The following is an 18,713-nucleotide window of genomic DNA, read 5'->3' on the forward strand; positions in this document are numbered from 1 at the left end:
TTTTGTTGAATCCATTCAATGTGAAGTTTCAGTATGTGCGGTGATTTCTTCGGCAAGGTCATGTTTCACCAAATGTTCGCCCAGATGGTCGCTACTACAAAAAATCAACCCTTCGTACACCACGCAGATATCTTCTTCATAAATTTCCCCGTTACAGAAATCGCAATTATAGATCACAATTGCTTGTTGTGGATCACTAGGTAGTCCTGCACCTGTAATCATTGGATTTTCAATTTGCATCCGAATCCTCCTTATTTTTAGTATTTAGTTTCTCCGATAATAAAAAATTCAATGAGTTATGCCTTATTTTCCACTAATTCTTGCAGTTGACTCAGAACATCGGCAAACTTCATTTCGTCAGCTGTATCCCGGAAATTCCGAAAAGGATTCCCTTTGTTTTTCAGGCGTTCCAAAACGGCGGGTATGGAAAATAGATCAGGTTTCAAGGAATCGTGTACTTCATCCCAAGTTAACGGTGTGGCAATCAAACCTTTTTCAGTTCCTCTAGCAGAATAGGGTGCGATGATGGTTTTCCCTTCATGATGCTGCACATAGTCCAAATACAATTTGTTGTGGCGGTTCTTAATCAAGCGCTCTGTTGTAAACCATTGAGGTTCCTGTTCGCATAAAAAATCACAAACAAATTTTGTGAACACGCGTGTTTCGTTATAAGAAAAACGATCAAGAGGCAAAGGAATGTAAACTTGCAAACCTTTGCGACCAGAAGTTTTCACAAAGGATTCAAGACCAAATTGATCAAAGATAGCTTTCATTCGCTGCGCGGCTTCTATGGCCAATGAAAACTCTTGAACGGATGGAGGGTCCAAGTCAAACACAATCTCTGTCGGCTTTTCTGTTCCTATTGTCTGGAAAGGAATATGTAACTCCAATGCCAACTGATTCCCAAGCCATAGTAAGGATTCCAGGTTATTGCACACCATATGTGTGATGTCATCTCCTGCTGAGGTCGCGAGAAAATCTGGAAATGTATCAGGTGCATTTTTTTGATAAAAACTTTCTCCTTCAGCACCATGCGGGAAGCGGATGACGGTCAGTTGTCTATCCTGCAAGAAAGGCAACATATGGGGAGAGACATGTTGCAAGTAAAGTAAGTAATCATCTTTGTTCAAACCTAATAATGGCCACACGGGCTTGTCCGGATTCGTGATTTTTACATTTTCGGGTAAAGGATAAAGCTGACGTTGCATTTGTTTCCAATCGCAATCGGCAGAGTCTTTGTCAAAGACGAATGCATGAAATCGCGGTTCCCTTAGGTGTTTGCCATCGAAATCAATGCATGCAATTTCTACGCAAATGGATGGTTCAAGTTCCCATACATTCGAAGAAATTAAGGTGCCATTTGATTCGAATAACGTCCTTAATGTATTCATTTCTTCTTTTTTCAGCCCGTGACGAAAAGTAACAACTTCAATCAACTGTCCTTTGCCATAAATGGATCCATGGAAAAAACCATTGTTGTGATCGTATTTGGATAAAATGACCGTGACATATCTCCAGTTTTTAATTTTCATCCAGTTGCTGGTGCGTTTATCACTTTGCCATTTGCTCATTTTTCCTTTGGCAACGATACCTTCACCATTACTTACTTTTACTTCATTCCACAATTTCTTGCTGTGTTTGTTTTCCTCAACCATTTGAATTCGTGCAAAATCCTGATAATCCACGGAGTGTGGCAAATTGAGGGATTTAAACAACTTACGCATAAGCTGCTTACGCTCTGAAAAAGGAACACTTTGTTGCGTTTCGCCTTTGCAGGTTAACAAATCAAATGCAACATAATGACAAGGGAATTCCTGAGCATGTTTACTGATGACGCTTTGTGTTCGCATACGGCTTCTCATTTGTACAATGGAAAAGTTACTTTGTTGGTCATTCACCAAATAAACTAGTTCTCCGTCAAGCATCAAGGGCAAAAAGGAGCGGATATTCTCATAAATGTCCTGACAATAATCAATGATTTCAGGAAACATCGGATTGAGCACTTTGCCATTCCGGCTTTTGAGAGTGGGCGTTTCATCCACCCATTCAAGAAGGCAACGAAAGCCATCGTATTTCACTTCGTACAACCAGTCTTTTCCCGTTGGAATTTCTGTTGCAGCAGTTAAAAGCATCGGCTTCAATTTTTATCCTACTCTCGATTGTTTTTCCTAGCTTTTGTAATTTTCCGCACCTGATACATAAATATAGGCAAAAAAAGCATAGTAAGAAAAAGAAATGTAGGTGGTGAATCGAATATGCATACTGTTTGGAAAGGAAGTATCAGCTTTGGACTGGTCAATATTCCAGTTAAGCTTCACGCTGCGACAGAAAATAAGGATATTAAATTACGACAATTACACAAAGAGTGCAACACGCCAATCAATTACCAAAAGGTATGTGCCGGCTGTAAAAAAGAAGTACAAAGCGAAGACATTGTTAAAGCTTACGAGTATTCGAAAAATAAATTTGTGGTGTTGGACGACGATGAACTGGAGAAATTGAAAAAGGACAATGAAGACAAAGCAGTGGAAATTATTGATTTCGTGAAATTGGAAGAAATCGACCCCATTTACTTTGAAAGAAGCTACTACATGGCGCCGGATGGGGGAGGAGGGAAAGCGTATTCCCTTCTGCAAAAAGCATTAACTGAATCTGGGAAAATTGGCGTTGCCAAAATCATGATCCGTTCAAAAGAACAGCTAGCAGTAGTGCGAGTTTACGACGAAATTTTGATTATGGAAACGATTCATTTTCCAGATGAAGTACGAAGTGCGAAGGAAGTCCCAAATATCCCGAGTGAACCGGCTATCGTTCAGAAAGAACTTGATACTGCCTTGTTATTGGTGGAGCAATTAACGACGACGTTTGAACCCGAAAAATATACGGATGACTACCGTACTGCACTGATGGAATTGATTGAAGAGAAGAAAACTGGCAACAAGACCGTAACGGCGAGTGAGAAACAAGTTGCAGCACCTTCAAATGTGACCGATTTAATGTCTGCACTTCAAGCGTCACTGGATAAAACCAAAAAGAAGAGGCCGGCTCCCCGAAAGAAGAAAGCGGCAAAAACGTCTTAACATACATTGGACCTGGTCCTTTGTATGTTTTGCTTTTTCTGGCATATCTCCTGTACCATTAAAGCAAAGGAGGGTTGTCGGGTGATGAATAAAGAACAACACGCCATGATTGTTTACACGGAAGTAGAACGAAAAATCGACTTTTATTACAAGCTACAGAAAATTGCCACGCATCATGAACTAACCATCACATCTGAAAACGTGACGACAGCCAGAACAAAATTTACACTCAATCAGGTACTGGATGTTTCCTACAAGTCTTTTTCTTCAGAAGCGGGAATTTTATACCTCCATACCCATCAAGGCGTTTTTCCATTCAACATTCACAGCAATCCGCAAACCTTTATCGATACTTTTCGCTCGTTCAAATAATGTGGGTCATCTTGCATTCGTGATGCCTGAATAATCTAAACTAAAAAGAAAACAAAAAGAAGCCGTTAAAGCTGACGGCTTCTTTATAAACTGACTTCGGGCTTAGGATTTGAAAGACTTACCTCGAAAATATCAATGATTTCAATAAACCGTTCGGCTTCTCTAAAAACATGATCCGCTAAAAGAGGATGAATATCACTCTTAATCCGGCATGCTTCAATTAAATCACGGGCTGTTTTCTTAAAGTCTCTTAATGCAACGACGGACACCCGATTTTGATCTAAAAAATGATCGAGTAGAGGGGTCGTTTCTGATTGTGGTCTCATACTATCCAAGTCAATTGCCTGGAACATTAACTGATCAAAATCGTTGCTAAATTCTCTTGCCTGATCGACCAATTTTCGTTCGCTTGGGTCTAATAAATGCCCGATAAACTTCGCATGGTCCGCCATAATTTTAAGGAAGAATACATTTTCTTCAATGATGGCCTCGGGTAAAGGCTGTAATTTACCTTCATTCAAATCTTTTAATCGATTAGCAAAATAAGCGGCTTCTCTACTCGTATGATCAACCAGTAAAGGGTAGTTATTTGACGTGATTTCACAACGAAGAATGAGTCCTAATACTTTTCGTTTATACGCCCAAATGGATGCAACTGCTTGATACACCTGCGTGTTGAAAGCTTTAATCTGTCGTGGATCGGTATGCACCGAGTAACCGGCTAACTGCTCTTCAATTCTTTCAAAGACAGCAATGAACTGTAGAGCTTCCTCAATAAGCTTTTTATCATTTGCAGAAAATCCTAAACTTAAAAATAGAGCATGTTCTTTCATAATTCTTGCCCAAAATCGAATTTCGTCTAATGACCTTACCACAAACTCGTTCGACATCAATTCGCCTCCGTTCGTTTGCCTACAAATAATTGTATGCCAGGCTTTGTCAAACATGCTTTAATTTAGACAATAATTGAGGCTGCAAACTATCCTGAGTTGCATCAAGATAGCTGCTAGATGAAAAATGAATCCAAAGATAAGGCATAGGGTAAAAAACACAAAAAAGAGGATGGCTATAGAGCCGTCCTCTTTCATTTATCGATTATTTTTCAATAAACGTTAGTTCATTCGTTAATGCGTTCATGTGTCTTTGGGTGTTCTCATAGTGCGTTTGATAGCCAGGTAAATAAGATTCCGTTAACAAATGCATAGGGATGACTTCGAAGTCACTCTTGTTTTTGTAGTAACCATAAGTCGGTACGAAACTAGGGTGATCCAACTTGATAACCGTTTTCTCCGAATCCACGACTTTCGTTATTTCCACGCCACCAATGCCACCTGTCAATTTCTCCAAACCCTCTTGGCTAGATAAAAAGTTTCCTAAACTATACATGACGAATGTTCGCGTTCCGTCCGGCCGTTCAATCCAATCAACAGGTTGAAGAACGTGAGGATGATGGCCAATGATAATATCAACGCCCATGCTTGAAAGCTCATTGGCTAAATTAATTTGTGTGTCGTTTGGTGTTTTTTCATATTCATTTCCCCAGTGCATGGATACGACCACCACGTCCGAAATGGTTTTCGCCTTTTTTACGTCCTGTTCAATTAACGGCAAGTCAATCAAATTAATCAAATAAGGTTTGCCTTCAGGAACTGGCATGCCATTTGTGCCATAACTATAGGACAGGAAAGAGAAAGTGATGTCATTCTTCGTGACAGTCCGTACCATATTCCGGTCGTCTGGCGATTTAAAAGCACCCGTATATGGCATCCCAATTTGATCCCAATAATCAATGGCGTTAAGAATTGCTTTTTCTCCTCTATCCAGCGTGTGATTGTTTGCGATGGTCACTAAATCGATTCCCGAGTACTTCAACGCATCTCCAATCTCATAAGGACTGTTGAACTTGGGGTAACTGGAAAGACCCAGCTCCGGACCCCCAATCATCGTTTCTTGATTGGCAATTGCAATATCAGCACTTTCGATAAAAGGCTTCACTTTTTCGAACATGGCCGTAAAATCATATGTTCCGTCAGACATTTTTGCATCTTTATATACGGGTTGATGTAGCAGGATATCGCCAATTGCAACAAGTTTCGCGGTTGTTACCACGGGTTTTTCAATTTTGAATGCTTTGACTGTAATTGGCTTTATAGGTTTTTTTGCCATTTCAATTTCCATTGCATTGGCGACCGGAATACTGTCGATTGGCAATTCAGGGGCAGAAAAATGTGAACAGCCAACGATTAACATACATAAGGCGATTAATAAATAGTACTTTTTCACGACGTTCCTCCAAAATATTCATTAGCTACGATATAAAAAGAGTGATAACAACATGTATCGCAAATTAGTAACTAGTTTTGACAAAAAATGCGACGATAATACGTATGTAGCAATGAAGATTGATATGCTGGAAGAATGAAAAGTTCAATAATAGTATCTTGTCATGTGGTTATTCTATAAATAGATGAAAAGTCCTGCTGAAACGGGTTCCTATAATTGACAAAATTCTGAAATTCGCATATTCTGAATTTGTAAAAGAAAGATCCGAAAGAGGAGTTTATTTATGAGTGTGGCAGTTCTTAACTAATCCGTCATTTTAATACGGTCTTGAAAGTAGCAAAAACCAAGAAAATGCTTGGTTTATTTAGGTTGCGCTTTTCAAGAATTGTTAAGAACAAGCATCATAGCAAAGAAGAATGGAATTTCCAGCTATGGCATGTATTTGTCATCGCTTTTTTTGTGTCTATAAACGGTCATTTGTTTGATTTTCGTCAACCAAAACCGATTTAGTGCACAAATCAGGGGCTCCATTACATGCAATATCTTCTAAGCCGTCATGAGTGTTTTCATGTCGGCTTTTTTATTTGGAAAAAAGGGAGGATTTAATAATGAATCAACAAACAATTGATGTATTGGGATATCAGGAAATTTTACAGGAAGTAGGGAGCTTTGCGATTACGGAGCGGGCGAAGAACTCAATCGAGGGATTGCGACCGACCACGAATAAGAAAAGTATTGAACATGGATTAGGTGAGGTGCATGAAGCACTGCAAATTATGAAAATCAGTGCCAGTGTGCCGATTCATACATTAAGTGATATGGAGCAATACATCGAACAGGCAAAGAAAGGATTGTACATTCGGGCTGATCAGTTTACTCGTGTCCTTTCTTTCCTGGATCACTGTAATAAACTGAAGCGCTTTATGAAAGATAAACAGTACGCAGCACCTACTATCCATTTGTATGCGGAATCAATAGGGGATTTAAATGAGTTGGAAGCTGAACTTACGCGCTGCTTGAGACACGGTCAAGTAGACGATTATGCTACGAAAGAACTTTCAACTGTTCGAAGACAGTTATCCATGCAACTGGCTAAGGTGAAGGAACGAGCACAAACGATGGTGAAGTCAAAAACGTTTGCGCAGTTTTTGCAGGAAGCCATGGTTTCCGAAAGAAATGGCCGTTATGTGTTTGCCGTCAAAAGGGAGTACCGAACTAAAGTAAAAGGGACTGTTATTGATTCCTCTGCATCAGGCGCTACGTTATTCATGGAGCCGAAAGAACTGGAAGAAATGCAAGAGTCGATCGAGTACTTGAGAATTTCAGAAGAGCATGAAGTGGAGAAGATATTGTACGAACTGACCGAAAAATTCTTAGAACAAGAACTAGCAATCAACATTGCTATGGACACGATGCATCATTATGACATCATTTTTGCGAAAGCAAAGTACAGCGTCTCCATTGATGGGGAACGTCCGACGTTGAATGAAGACTATAACATTCATTTGAATGGAGCGAGGCACCCTATGCTGAAAGGGAATGCGGTTCCTTTATCCATCCATTTCGGAGAAAAAGATCGGGCACTGGTCATTACGGGTCCGAATACTGGCGGGAAAACCGTCACGCTAAAAACCATCGGACTGCTGACCATGATGGCACAAACAGGTTTGTTCATTCCAGCGGAAAAGGGAAGTTCACTCCACATTTTCCATCGAATCTATGTGGATATAGGCGATGGACAGAGCATCGAAGCGAATTTAAGCACATTCAGTTCACGTCTTTTGAACATTATCGACATTTTAAAGAAAACCGATAATCAATCACTTGTACTGCTGGATGAGCTTGGTTCTGGAACGGATCCGAGTGAAGGGATGGCATTGGCCATCGTCATTTTGGAGCAATTGTTTGAAAAAGGAGCAACACTCTTTGCAACGACCCATTACAGTGAAATGAAAGATTTTGCCGACCGGAAAGAAGGGTTTGTGAATGGCTCGATGGAGTTCAATCTCGAGACACTGCGACCAACGTATCGTTTGTTATTGGGGGAAAGCGGGAAAAGCCAGGCGTTTGATATTGCATTGAAGCTTGGATTGCACCCGCAGTTAATCAGAAAAGCACACGACATATCGTATAAAGGAGAGCAGTCATACCCTCATGATGCCAGTGAGGCTGATTTGAAGGACCTTCATTATGTGCAGCAAATCACGACAAATAAATACGCCAGAAAAACTCGACAAAATAAGGAAGCCATTGAAGAAAAGGTAGCGCAGTTTGAACAAGGAGACAATGTCACGATTCCCGCTACGAATGAGACTGGAATTGTATATAAAGGACCTGACAGCAATGGGAATTACATCGTGCAAGTGAAAGGCGAAAAGAAAGCCTTTAACCATAAAAGATTGCAGCTTCACATTAAAGGAAGTGAACTGTATCCTGAAAACTATGATTACGATATCATTTTCAAATCCAAAAATTATCGGAAAGTGAAGAAACAGCTCAATCGCAAGCATGTTAAAGGGTTAAGTCTCGAGGATGAGGAGTAATTAACTAAATGCAATATTAATGCTAAATAAGCCACAGAAAGCACATAGCTTTTTGTGGCTTATTTTATGAAAAAAATGATTTATTTTCACAATATGTAGTGTCGAAAAATAAAGTTAACACCATATATTGATTTACATGGATTTGCGTTATATAATAAAAATGTAAAGTAAATGGTAATAATAAGAAGGAAAAACCCTTCAATCAAGCTTATCGCAACCATAGCCCCTGTGTTTAAAACGCTTTTCTGACTGACCGCTAGAACTTATGTGCTCTCAAAATCATATGGGTATGGAGGAAGGGAAATATGAATACGCCAACGATAGGTAAAACGAATGTAACGTTGAAACAAATCAACAGTAAAAAAAGAGAAATGTATAAGAAAGCAAAGCACTTGGGTATGAGTCATCCCAACGTCGTCATGTGCAGTCAAGAGTTGGATGAGTTACTCAACCACTATCAAGGGATTTACCAATTCAATTTTGTCGTCTAGCTTAAGATTAGCCAATAAAGAGTGCGAAGCAAGGTGATTATGTCACTTTGCTTCGCTTTTTTTTTATATGGGGCTGCGAATATAAGATTCGCGAATAGAAGTGTCAAAAGCGCAAATAGACCGTCTGGAAACGCGAATACAACCAGAAAAACCGCGAATAGACTTTTTTTCAAGTTATACAGGGTTGCCCATAATATGTATCACTCTAGTAAAAAAGAAATAACGGTCTGAAAAATACAATTTTTATTATATAATACCTAGAATTTCCACTCATATCATATTATAAGAAGTACAAATAAAGAGAAAAGTAGGGTGTTCTATGTATCCAACGAAATACAGAAGACGCAATACCGTCGCTTTTACCGTCCTGGCTTATTTTACATTCTTTGCTGGTGTAGTCATGTTCGCAATCGGTCTTTACAATGCGGATAATTTACAACTAAATGAAAAAGGCTATTACATCGCAGTCATGATCTTGGTGGCAGTGGGTGCAATCCTAACACAAAAAGTGACACGTGATAATGCGGAAGATAACGATATCCTGGCAGAACAGGAAAGACAATTCAACAATACACGAATTCCAAGTGGGTCAAAGGAATCGTAATGAAAACTGAAATAGTTAACAAATTTCACTCCATTTTGGGGTGTTTTTTGATGGAATGAATGGTCATTCTTTTGTATAACAACATCCGAATTCAAACAAAATTATACAATCAGCCATGCAATACCGACAAATTGCTGCTTAAATTAAAGATGTTTTGACCCTGTCTCATTTCAAGGGGTCAGTCCCCAACAGAGTGGATTATTATTGTTTTCTATTGTAGTAAATGGATCTTGAAGTATCGGATATTGTATACTCCAATTACTCTTCAGCCAGCCTTGAATAAGAATTTCATATTCGAGTTTTTATTGGGACATTTAATTGTAATATTAGTAATATTCAATAAAAATAACGTGTTATTTCCCACTAAAAAATGGTAGTTTAATATATATGTGTAATGTACTATTTTAGGAGGTCCCATGGATAATATAGGATTTTTAATAAAATTTGAACGATTAGACCAAAAAATGAAACAAATAAATTTGGCAAAGGGGATATGTACACCGTCATATTTGAGTAAAATTGAAAACAAACTTACAATACCGAGCGAAGAAACCGTTCAACTACTATTAAAGAGATTAAAGGTTGAGAATAAATATCATTTTATCGAAAAAGATTCTATATTTCTGAAAGAAGCTTTTTCACTTTATAAGAATTCTATAAATTACAGAAATGAAAAAAGTATAATACTTAAAATAGAACAATTTCATAAAAATGAGTTTAGTTTTCAAGATGAAAGTAATTTTTATACTTTTCATCTTATTCAATGGCGATTACTATCAATAACAGATCATTCATCGAATAAAATACCTTTATTAATAAAGACCTTGGAGAGTATGAAAAGAAAATTTGATATGTATCAAACTTTTATTTTCAATTTAAATTATGGGATTTATTATCATTTAGAGAATGAATTTAGTAAAGCTTTGTCATTTTTAGAATTGAATTTAGATTTAATATACAAATTCCCAATTGAAGAATGGGAATTAGCTGATTTTTATCATGTTTTATCATTGTCTTATCTTTCTAATTATCAGAATTTAAATGCAATTAATTATGCGGAGCAAGGTTTAAAGTATTATAAGGATAAATTTTATTTTGAAAGGGCTGTCGATTCATATATTACTATTGCTATTGCTCAAAAAAGAAATCGACAGTACCGTAAAGCAGAGGAAAATCTTAACTTAGCCAAACAGTTAGCAATGAATTTAAATTTGAAAGAAGCGATTGGAAGAATTAACCAGAATTTAGGAAACTTATTTTCTTTACAAGGAGATTCGAAAGCGGCTATTAAAAACTATAAGGAAAGTCTAGAAAATAAAAGAGATTCTGGTAGCTATTTCATCCCACTTCTTTCAATAGTTCAAGAGTATTCAAAAAATGGTAGTATTTCAGAAGTAATTGAATGGTGTGAAAAAGGTATTTATGAAATTGAAAATTCATCAAGTAATGATTATCAGAGCTTTTACTATCATTTCAACATTTATTTACAATTACATACTGAAAATGAAAACTGTGTTCTCACGTTAAAAAAAGCTATTAAATACTTTGAGAACAGAAAAGATTTTCGTCATGTCAATAAATACGCATTGCTATTAGCAAATATTTATTTTGAAAAAAATAGTTATAAAAATGCTGGAGTCTACTTTAAAAAATCCAATGATTCTTTGTTTCTTCAAAAATCAATAAAAGCATGGGAGGATTTATAATGAAAAAGAAAATTTTAATTGTTATTTTAGCTCTTACTGTAATATTAACGATACCTCATCAAGAAAAAAGGGCAGGAGAAGATGATCCGCCAAATCCAATAGTTGAAAATTAAAAAATTGTAGAGTTTTCTTATTGAAAAATGATTTGGAGGTGAAATTAGTGAACAATACTAAATTTTATTCGTTACAGTTAATAATCTTTTTGATAATTCTTTTGTTGATCGGTTGTAACGCACCCCCGTTGAATGAATCACTGGAGGATCTGTCAAATGAAAGCCTAAACGAAGAAATTTCCTATTGGTCATCAAATGAGTTTCAGGGAAGACAAACTGGTACCGAAGCAAATAGTCTTGTTGGAAATGAGATAGCAGAAAAATTTGAAAAAATCGGATTAGAACCTATTCAATCAAAAGGTTATCTTATGCCTTTTAAATTGAACCATTATAATCCTGAGGACATTGAAAGAAGTCTAGTCGTCAATTTTAATAATGGGAAGAAGAAAGAATTTTCCTACGGGACTGATTGGTTGGATCAATACACTAATTATTCGGTGAACATACAACAACCGATTAGCTTTACTAAGAGCGAAGGAACTATTTTCATTACAGATAATCAAAAAAATGAGACAGATGATGTGAGCGTTAAGTTTGTTAAAACAAAAAATTTTCATAAACAATTGCTTTCTTCAGACTCGAAATTCTCAACATTTCAAATTTCAGATTCAGTATACAATTTTATAGAAGCGAATGAGAACGAAATTAAAAATGTCCATATCATATTTTCTGCTCAATCTGAAAATATTACAGCACAAAATGTAGCAGGTAAAATTGATGGAGAGGATGGTAGTGTCAAGAAACAGGCCATAGTAATTTCCGCACACTTTGATCACGTAGGAACTGCAGGAAATACTACTTTCTTAGGGAGTGTGGATAACGCAACTGGGATTACTGGATTAATGAATCTGGCGTCTATTCTTAAAAAAGAGTCAAAAGAAAAACCATTCTCTTCAGATATTCTTTTTGTTGCATTCAATGCAGAAGAAAATGGTTTAGTAGGCAGTCAAGCCTTTGTAAATCAGATATCTCCCCAGTACGAATCTATTATCAATATTAATCTGGATTGTATTGGTATTAAGGATGGCGGAAGAATAAATTTTGTCGGTACAGAAATTGGAAGTGTAGTTCTAAGTGATGCTATGAAAAAAATAGCTAATGAAAACAATATTGATAGTACTATTCAAATTGAGGAAACAGCAAGCCTTACTAGTGATCATATTTCCTTTATAAATGCCAATTATCAAGCAATCAATATTTCACAAGAACGATTTGATAAAATTCATACCACAGGAGATAACCTAAAGTATACAGATAGCAAGCCTCTAAAGTCTGCAATTGTAATTGTCCATGAGTTCGTACACAAGAATCATAATATTTTGTTTGAAACGAACGAAATCTTAGAACCATCTTTGATAAAAGAGATGGAAAGAGAAAAGAAAGATTTAAATTTTGCAGAATATAAATTATTCTCTTCACAAATAACAAATAAGGTGGAATTAGCCTATAACTTGGAACGAGAAATGTCACAAGATAAGATAAATCAAGTTAGATTCCCGTTTAGTAACGAATCAATCGAAATTAAAAAAGCTTATTTGTCGTATGAACCATTCAATAAGGATACTCTCTATGCAGCTAAGGACCCTATAGATCAAGTGAAAAAGATGAGAGATAGTGATATGAAATTATCAGCAATTAATTTAACTTTGCAGAAAGATAATACTAACTTCTATATTCAAATTTTCGAAGGAGAGTTAGAAGACCCAAATCAAGAGGAAATAGATACATTTGGGAAATGGAAGTTAATCGGGAACAATGACACGAAAGAAGAGAAGATGACATATAATATTGCAATCTCTCCATTTGAAATAGATAAGCGAATGTTCACAGTAATTATCCAAAATTTTAATGAAGATACTGAGACTTCGGAGGAGCCCTACAGCAAGTCTATGATTGAAAACTTTTTAACTGCATTTAAACCTGAAGGCGCTATCAAAGTTTTTCTAAATGAAGAAAAATTAATTAATTGAGATACTATATTGATAATTTTAGACCCCCTATTCTGTTCATTACAGAGAGGGGGTTTCATTCTTTTTTAATCTATCTAAAACTTAATAAATTCATCTCTTAACAACACGATAGTTCTCTGTTTTTCTTTAAGTAATTAGTTAATTCATTTCTCCTTGTAATTAGGAAAAATGAAATAAAAAGTAGTGATATATACTCTTTTTCACACTAAATGTCCCAATCTAAAGTCACGCTTTGGTCGATGAAATTACAGTATAATATATATAAGGAGGTGAAAAAATATGGGAATTAAAAAAATTGTAGTAACAGCTATTTTAGGGTTCAGTTTGTTTTCATTTGGTATGACATCTCAAGCTTCGGAACTAACTCATCAACATGAAGATGTGGAAATTTTACATAACCATGATAAAGAGGAAGTTGCACATAATCATGCTGAGGGAACTGAACATAATCATGGTGAAGAACTTCAAGCTAGTGACATTGGGGTAATGTATATTCCTTGCCCAATAACTGGTGGTAATCATCAAATGTATTACCAAAGCGCTCAGATTTCAAATGGTGGGAACACGGGAGCATCACACTACCATAGTGGAGCTTATTGCCAAGCTTACATTCAGATTACTAAATCACTCTACAGTTGTGTAAATTGCGGTTTCGATGAATGGAGAGAAAGTAGTAAAATTATTCACCCAGGATATTAAAGAAATTAAGGTGATTATTTAGGGGATTTTACAAATAAATATTCACTAAATAAATTATATCAAAAAGAAAATTGCGACTTCGCAATTTTCTTTTTGATATTCTCAATTAAAAACAGAAACCGATACAAGCTTTTCATATGGTCTTGATTTTGGTGATTCAAGGATTAGTTGGTCAGGTATTTCATGTTCTTCTTTCGGCTCTATAACTACACATGCACAAACTAGATATTAAGAATTATCTCTTTTTATTACCTAGCTCTTTCCATGCCCTCATCTTTCGAACAATCTCTGTACAAACCTTTCTATGACCATCGTGTATCCTCGTTTTCTCTGCAATTTTTGTTTTTCTCTTTCTGCTGCATGACCTACCTGTTGAATTCCCTGCAACATGGTATCCAGTATGTCCAAATTTCTGTGGACTGGCTGTATCAGTGATTGGATTGGATTGGAGGTACTTTTGCTTCCAACATAAGGCCCAATCTCGGTTACTTTGTTCTAAAGAATTCACCCTGTAAACCCCGTCATTAATAGGGGAAAAGAAAAAGGGAATGTATTGTTTAAACTAATTATCGTGGAGATTCTGAGTCACTACTATTTGAAATAATTTCAGGCATTCTTAATTTTATGGCTATAAAATTTTCATATAAAGACATGTAAAAAACCGCTAATTCAATGATGAATTAGCGGTTTTATTTGCGTCCACATCAGGTGATCGTTTTAGGCGTTCTTCCATAGCGGACATACACGGCATAAAACAGCGCGGCACTCAACAATCTCAGTCCAGAGTTTAGATACATTGCCGTCTCGACACCCCAACCGTTCAACATCCAAATACCGATTTGCGGTGCAAGGAACGCCACAAATGCAAGCATGACATTGTAGGTTGTGATGCAATACGTACGTGATTCTTCAGGAGACTGTTCCAACAATAAATTGAACAGCAGCAATACGACGCCTGACAGGAAGAAGCCCGACATTGTCTGGACGATTGTTAAGTAATACAAGTTCGTCGATAGTACCGTCAGAAATGGCGTCGAAGCCATTCCAACTGCGGCCCACACGAAGACACGCACATTCGATTTGCGCTCAGCCCATTTTTTCCAGAGCGGGAATGTCAAAATTTGCATCAACATATTTCCAACAGAAAACATACTGATCCAAAAAATGGTCGCCCCAACCACACGCACATGGTAAATGTTAAAAATCCCCCATGCCATTTGCCACGCAAAGTTGAAGAATAGTGCTGCTACTAAAAACCACACATAATTGGCATGCTTGAAAATGGACCAATCCATTAACTTTTTCTTTACCAAAGGGCCACCCCCATGGGCAGGCGCTTCGTCGTGCTTCATCAACAAGAAGGCTTCCAAAAGTCCAAATCCAAATGCCAAGGCAAATAGGATTTGATACGCTGTTACATTGTCGGATTCATCTTTCATCACAATGCCGATAATCAGTGTCGAAACGAGCCCAACCATCGTCAACAGCCGATTGCGGTCACTGAAAAACTCGCCTCGCCGGGATGCATCGATCATACCGCTAATCAAGGTTTGCGAGCCGATGTTTGCCACAGTATTCGGTACACTCATTAGCGCAATGATGGCAAGGAAAGCCCAGGCCTGCATCGATTCAGAAGGTAAATAGACAAGTATGACGATGAGCAAGAACATCAGTCGCGCAAATAACACTGACATCGCCACGAGCTTCTTATGCTCATGTGCTCGGTTCAGTAGAATGGCGGCTGGAATAGTCATGAGCAACGCGACAAGCGGGGGAAGGGAACTAATCAATCCCACTTGGTAGTTGGTGGCGCTCAAAATGGTAATTGCAAAAATGGGAAAGAAGTTGTTCGAAAAATTCATCGCAATGGTCGAAGCCATGCCATAATAAATGCTGATTTTTTCATTATATGGTCGCATAATAATCTCCGTCATAATTCAAAGAATTGGTATGATATCTTATCTTATGAATTATAAACCTGTAAAAAAAGAAAACAAGTACTTCGAGACACAAAATTTTCGGGATGCTATTCATTAGGAGACACCCCCATTCAAATGTTTTAAATCAAACATGAGGATTTTTTTCTAATCACCGAATATGTAGAGTTCACGTACAAAAAACAGCTTGCAATCTACGTTGAAGTAAATTGCAAGCTGTTCTGTTTTTATTTTATTTTTTCAACATTGGAAAGGACACTATCCAAATCGTCAGCGGCTTTATTTAATGTGTCTACATCAAGAGGGTCAATTTTTACTCCTGCTTCAATAATATGAAGGGGTGTTTCAACTTGTTCATAAAGATCCGCGTCTTTTTCTTTTACTGCATCTTCAAAACTCTCCCAAATTTCTTCTAAGTTTTCGCCATTTGCTTCGGCTTTCTTAGTGTCATTTGCTTCTAATTGCACTTTCAAATCGGCAACTTCAGCTTTCATTTCTTTTGCTCCATCCGCAATCGATGTTTGTGAAGTCGTCTCTTCAGTTTGGCTGTTATCATCAGTTTTTGTTTGTTCATCATTTGTTCCACAAGCCGATAAGGCCATTGATGCTGCGATTATTATTGGGAATACGTACTTTTTAGATTGCATTATTAAGTTCCTCCTGTTTTTTCATTCTTGATTGAATTGTTTTTTGTTTTATTTTACCCAAAAACGCTACAAAAACTGCAACGACTAACAAAATCATTTGAGGGATAAAGCTCTCCCAAGTTGAGTAGATCGCAAAAAAGTCAATGGTTGGAATTGGAGCTTGTGTAGCTGGAATTAACCCGGCTAATTGTAAACCATGAATGCCCATACCCGTAAACTTAAAGCACAAGTAGAACATTAATATACTCGACACCATGAAAAATGGACGCATCGGAATTTTTAAGCCTACTTTTAAGATTAAGTACGACGTAATCAATAATATGGTTAGGCCAATCGCTATGCCACCTAATAAGGAACCTAAGTCAATAGAAGATGCCATTCCGATATAGAATAAGACGGTCTCAGTTCCTTCACGGAATACAGCAAGAAAAGCTAAAATCGCAATTGAAAGTAAACTACCAGTATCGAGTGCCTTCGTGCTTTTCTTTTGGATATAGCGATTCCATTCTAAAATACTCGATTTACTATGAAGCCAATAGCTCATGTAGCTGAGCATGACAGCAGCAAAAACACCTGTCCATCCAGCAATCAGGAAGTTGTTGTGACCAAATGTGCCAGCTGAGAATAAGAAGTTGACCAAAACGCCAAGAACCAGACTGATGCCAATGCCAGAACCCACACCTACCCAAACCCATTTATTCTTGTCCGAATGACCGGATTTCTTTAAAAAGCCCATAAGCGCTACGACAACTAATAGAGCTTCTAACCCTTCGCGTAACAGAATGGTCGTCGCATCTAACATCGTGTAGCTAGTTTTTGAAACAAGTGGAGATAAATAATCTCTCATTTCTTCAATGGTTTTTTTTGCCCCTTTTACATCGGGCGGATTAGCTGAAAGCATGGAATATGAAGTAACCATATCACTTTCTGCATTTTTGTAGACCGTTGCAGACTGAGTGAGCACTACACCTTCAACGTCCAACCAAGATTTTCTGAATTCCTCTATATCTAATTTAGCACCTTCAATATCTTGGTTATCAATTTTGTCTAAAGATTGATTTAATAACATAATCAGTTTGGCAACATCATCATTATTTTTTGAAGCATCTTGATCCGCAACTGAAGTTTGTGAGAATTGCCCATTAATAAATTTAGTATTCGTTTCTTTCAGTTGTTGAAGCGTTTTTTGAACACTTTCCGAGTTAACCGGATCTTGAGCTAAAGCAAACTGAACTTGTCCCATGTTATCTTCTATATCATGGTAAGCCTGTTCAGATTTTTCTTTAATTCCTGATTCAAAAGAAATCCAATTAGCCGTGTATTTCTTAAATTGTTCAGAGGCAGTTTTAGTGTCGCCCAATTGAACAGATTTTACGACTTCATCAATTTGAACGTTTGCTTGGCGCAGGTCCTCTTCAGGGCTCGAAGCAAAACTTTTGGTTGGTAAAATTAACAGCCCGATAAGGACGAAGACTAGAGCAAAATGTATAGATCGCATTATTTTGTCTCCTCTTTATATTGTTATTTGAGTTAAAGTTATAAGATTAATCCGATAATGAAAATCATTATCAATTAGATTCTTACGAATTATAAGGCTATATAGATGTCTTGTCAATCACAGAATAAATATGAATAAGGTCGAAATAAAAAAGGGGAGAAGAATGATAATAATAATATAGAGGGGAAAATGGAGTGGCTGAATGGATAAAAATAAATAAAATGATGCCTTAAATAAACAAAACGTGATGGTTCACAACTTTTCAATTTTCAAAAAGATATGTGCCATCACGATGGCCGAATTAAGGGTATATACTCCTGAAGTGTTTCTGAGGGAAATTCATATATGACCGGTCTAATGCCAATCGAGTAAATGCCTATACATAAAATAATGAAGAGATTTATATTGAACTACCTATTATTTCTCCTTCGCTCGCTCTTTTTGAGCTGCTTCATACCGTGCACGCATCCGCCAACTTTGGATGAACGAAATCAAATAATACATCCCGACGTAAAGAACAACAAACAAAGCGATATCCACAACAAATTTGAAAAGGGATTCCCAAACAAATTGACCGTCACTGAACAATTTGTATTGGAAAAATGGCAATAGTAAATACGTGAAGTTGCTAATGAGCCACGCTGAAATGAATGCGGCAACAGCTTTCCAAAAAGTCATTAATGATTACCTTCCTTTATAAGGATATAATGTTGAAACAACATGATTCGGAATATCTTTAAGCACATAAAAAACGGCCTGTGGAGTCATTT

At 37.0% G+C, this 18,713-nt stretch carries 16 protein-coding genes; 8 read left to right on the top strand and 8 right to left on the bottom strand.

The genetic code is table 11. The annotated features are described in order from the left end of the window. Window positions 1-15: 15 nt before the first annotated feature. On the bottom strand, window positions 16-240 hold the full coding sequence (locus AC1DSK_RS13305) for a hypothetical protein (protein WP_016428730.1): 225 nt from the start codon (window positions 238-240) through the stop codon (window positions 16-18). Window positions 241-296: 56 nt separating this feature from the next. Continuing rightward, window positions 297-2,141, bottom strand: a complete 1,845-nt coding sequence (locus AC1DSK_RS13310) for a DNA ligase D (RefSeq protein WP_477531253.1) — start codon at window positions 2,139-2,141, stop codon at window positions 297-299. Between the two features lie 114 nt (window positions 2,142-2,255). On the opposite strand from AC1DSK_RS13310, the gene ku reads away from it, so the two are divergent. After that, window positions 2,256-3,080, top strand: a complete 825-nt coding sequence (gene ku / locus AC1DSK_RS13315; protein ID WP_477531252.1) for a non-homologous end joining protein Ku — start codon at window positions 2,256-2,258, stop codon at window positions 3,078-3,080. Window positions 3,081-3,164: 84 nt separating this feature from the next. Further along, window positions 3,165-3,452 (top strand): hypothetical protein, encoded by a 288-nt coding sequence (locus tag AC1DSK_RS13320; RefSeq protein ID WP_477531301.1) that lies wholly within the window; start codon window positions 3,165-3,167, stop codon window positions 3,450-3,452. A gap of 83 nt (window positions 3,453-3,535) precedes the next feature. Here the strand turns inward: AC1DSK_RS13320 and AC1DSK_RS13325 are convergent, their stop codons facing one another. Both AC1DSK_RS13325 and AC1DSK_RS13330 read right to left on the bottom strand, forming a co-directional pair. Beyond that, window positions 3,536-4,342, bottom strand: a complete 807-nt coding sequence (locus tag AC1DSK_RS13325; protein ID WP_477548427.1) for a DUF2935 domain-containing protein — start codon at window positions 4,340-4,342, stop codon at window positions 3,536-3,538. A gap of 205 nt (window positions 4,343-4,547) precedes the next feature. Further along, a complete protein-coding gene (locus tag AC1DSK_RS13330) occupies window positions 4,548-5,735 on the bottom strand; it encodes a CapA family protein (RefSeq protein ID WP_477548426.1) in 1,188 nt (395 codons plus the stop codon). 608 nt (window positions 5,736-6,343) lie between these two features. Here AC1DSK_RS13330 and AC1DSK_RS13335 point away from each other — a divergent pair. The 6 genes from AC1DSK_RS13335 (at window position 6,344) to AC1DSK_RS13360 (ending at window position 13,861) form a co-directional block, all read left to right on the top strand. Further along, the gene (locus AC1DSK_RS13335; protein WP_477548425.1) at window positions 6,344-8,278 is read left to right on the top strand and encodes an endonuclease MutS2; all 1,935 of its coding nucleotides are present in this window, start codon (window positions 6,344-6,346) and stop codon (window positions 8,276-8,278) included. A gap of 305 nt (window positions 8,279-8,583) precedes the next feature. After that, on the top strand, window positions 8,584-8,769 hold the full coding sequence (locus AC1DSK_RS13340; RefSeq protein ID WP_016428723.1) for an aspartyl-phosphate phosphatase Spo0E family protein: 186 nt from the start codon (window positions 8,584-8,586) through the stop codon (window positions 8,767-8,769). Between the two features lie 319 nt (window positions 8,770-9,088). After that, the gene (locus AC1DSK_RS13345) at window positions 9,089-9,373 is read left to right on the top strand and encodes a YiaA/YiaB family inner membrane protein (protein ID WP_016428722.1); all 285 of its coding nucleotides are present in this window, start codon (window positions 9,089-9,091) and stop codon (window positions 9,371-9,373) included. A gap of 416 nt (window positions 9,374-9,789) precedes the next feature. Next, on the top strand, window positions 9,790-11,079 hold the full coding sequence (locus AC1DSK_RS13350; RefSeq protein WP_477548424.1) for a helix-turn-helix domain-containing protein: 1,290 nt from the start codon (window positions 9,790-9,792) through the stop codon (window positions 11,077-11,079). Between the two features lie 160 nt (window positions 11,080-11,239). Then, on the top strand, window positions 11,240-13,162 hold the full coding sequence (locus AC1DSK_RS13355; protein WP_477598280.1) for a M28 family metallopeptidase: 1,923 nt from the start codon (window positions 11,240-11,242) through the stop codon (window positions 13,160-13,162). Between the two features lie 279 nt (window positions 13,163-13,441). Then, the gene (locus AC1DSK_RS13360) at window positions 13,442-13,861 is read left to right on the top strand and encodes a hypothetical protein (RefSeq protein ID WP_477548269.1); all 420 of its coding nucleotides are present in this window, start codon (window positions 13,442-13,444) and stop codon (window positions 13,859-13,861) included. A 704-nt stretch (window positions 13,862-14,565) separates the two neighbouring features. Here the strand turns inward: AC1DSK_RS13360 and AC1DSK_RS13365 are convergent. The 4 genes from AC1DSK_RS13365 to AC1DSK_RS13380 all read right to left on the bottom strand — a co-directional run bounded on the left by AC1DSK_RS13365 (window position 14,566) and on the right by AC1DSK_RS13380 (window position 18,621). Then, window positions 14,566-15,780 (bottom strand): MFS transporter, encoded by a 1,215-nt coding sequence (locus AC1DSK_RS13365; RefSeq protein WP_477598282.1) that lies wholly within the window; start codon window positions 15,778-15,780, stop codon window positions 14,566-14,568. Between the two features lie 245 nt (window positions 15,781-16,025). Beyond that, complete coding sequence (locus AC1DSK_RS13370; RefSeq protein ID WP_477548271.1) at window positions 16,026-16,445, bottom strand: hypothetical protein; 420 nt, start codon at window positions 16,443-16,445, stop codon at window positions 16,026-16,028. After that, window positions 16,435-17,943, bottom strand: a complete 1,509-nt coding sequence (locus AC1DSK_RS13375; protein WP_477548272.1) for an FTR1 family iron permease — start codon at window positions 17,941-17,943, stop codon at window positions 16,435-16,437. Before AC1DSK_RS13375 ends, AC1DSK_RS13370 begins: the two co-directional genes overlap by 11 nt. 417 nt (window positions 17,944-18,360) lie before the next feature. Continuing rightward, window positions 18,361-18,621 carry a hypothetical protein gene (locus tag AC1DSK_RS13380; protein ID WP_477548273.1) on the bottom strand — a complete coding sequence of 87 codons (261 nt, stop codon included), beginning with the start codon at window positions 18,619-18,621 and terminating at the stop codon, window positions 18,361-18,363. Window positions 18,622-18,713: the final 92 nt, after the last annotated feature.

This window comes from Paenisporosarcina sp. P4_B8 (genome assembly GCF_056402175.1).

What these genes read in the sequence shown, in the direction of transcription:
- AC1DSK_RS13305 (WP_016428730.1), bottom strand. Translation starts at nt 240, where the DNA reads ATGCAAATTGAAAATCCAATGATTACAGGTGCAGGACTACCTAGTGAT.
- AC1DSK_RS13380 (WP_477548273.1), bottom strand. Translation starts at nt 18,621, where the DNA reads ATGACTTTTTGGAAAGCTGTTGCCGCATTCATTTCAGCGTGGCTCATT.
- AC1DSK_RS13335 (WP_477548425.1), top strand. Translation starts at nt 6,344, where the DNA reads ATGAATCAACAAACAATTGATGTATTGGGATATCAGGAAATTTTACAG.
- AC1DSK_RS13365 (WP_477598282.1), bottom strand. Translation starts at nt 15,780, where the DNA reads ATGCGACCATATAATGAAAAAATCAGCATTTATTATGGCATGGCTTCG.
- AC1DSK_RS13320 (WP_477531301.1), top strand. Translation starts at nt 3,165, where the DNA reads ATGAATAAAGAACAACACGCCATGATTGTTTACACGGAAGTAGAACGA.
- AC1DSK_RS13340 (WP_016428723.1), top strand. Translation starts at nt 8,584, where the DNA reads ATGAATACGCCAACGATAGGTAAAACGAATGTAACGTTGAAACAAATC.
- AC1DSK_RS13360 (WP_477548269.1), top strand. Translation starts at nt 13,442, where the DNA reads ATGGGAATTAAAAAAATTGTAGTAACAGCTATTTTAGGGTTCAGTTTG.
- AC1DSK_RS13350 (WP_477548424.1), top strand. Translation starts at nt 9,790, where the DNA reads ATGGATAATATAGGATTTTTAATAAAATTTGAACGATTAGACCAAAAA.
- AC1DSK_RS13325 (WP_477548427.1), bottom strand. Translation starts at nt 4,342, where the DNA reads ATGTCGAACGAGTTTGTGGTAAGGTCATTAGACGAAATTCGATTTTGG.
- AC1DSK_RS13370 (WP_477548271.1), bottom strand. Translation starts at nt 16,445, where the DNA reads ATGCAATCTAAAAAGTACGTATTCCCAATAATAATCGCAGCATCAATG.
- AC1DSK_RS13345 (WP_016428722.1), top strand. Translation starts at nt 9,089, where the DNA reads ATGTATCCAACGAAATACAGAAGACGCAATACCGTCGCTTTTACCGTC.
- ku (WP_477531252.1), top strand. Translation starts at nt 2,256, where the DNA reads ATGCATACTGTTTGGAAAGGAAGTATCAGCTTTGGACTGGTCAATATT.
- AC1DSK_RS13375 (WP_477548272.1), bottom strand. Translation starts at nt 17,943, where the DNA reads ATGCGATCTATACATTTTGCTCTAGTCTTCGTCCTTATCGGGCTGTTA.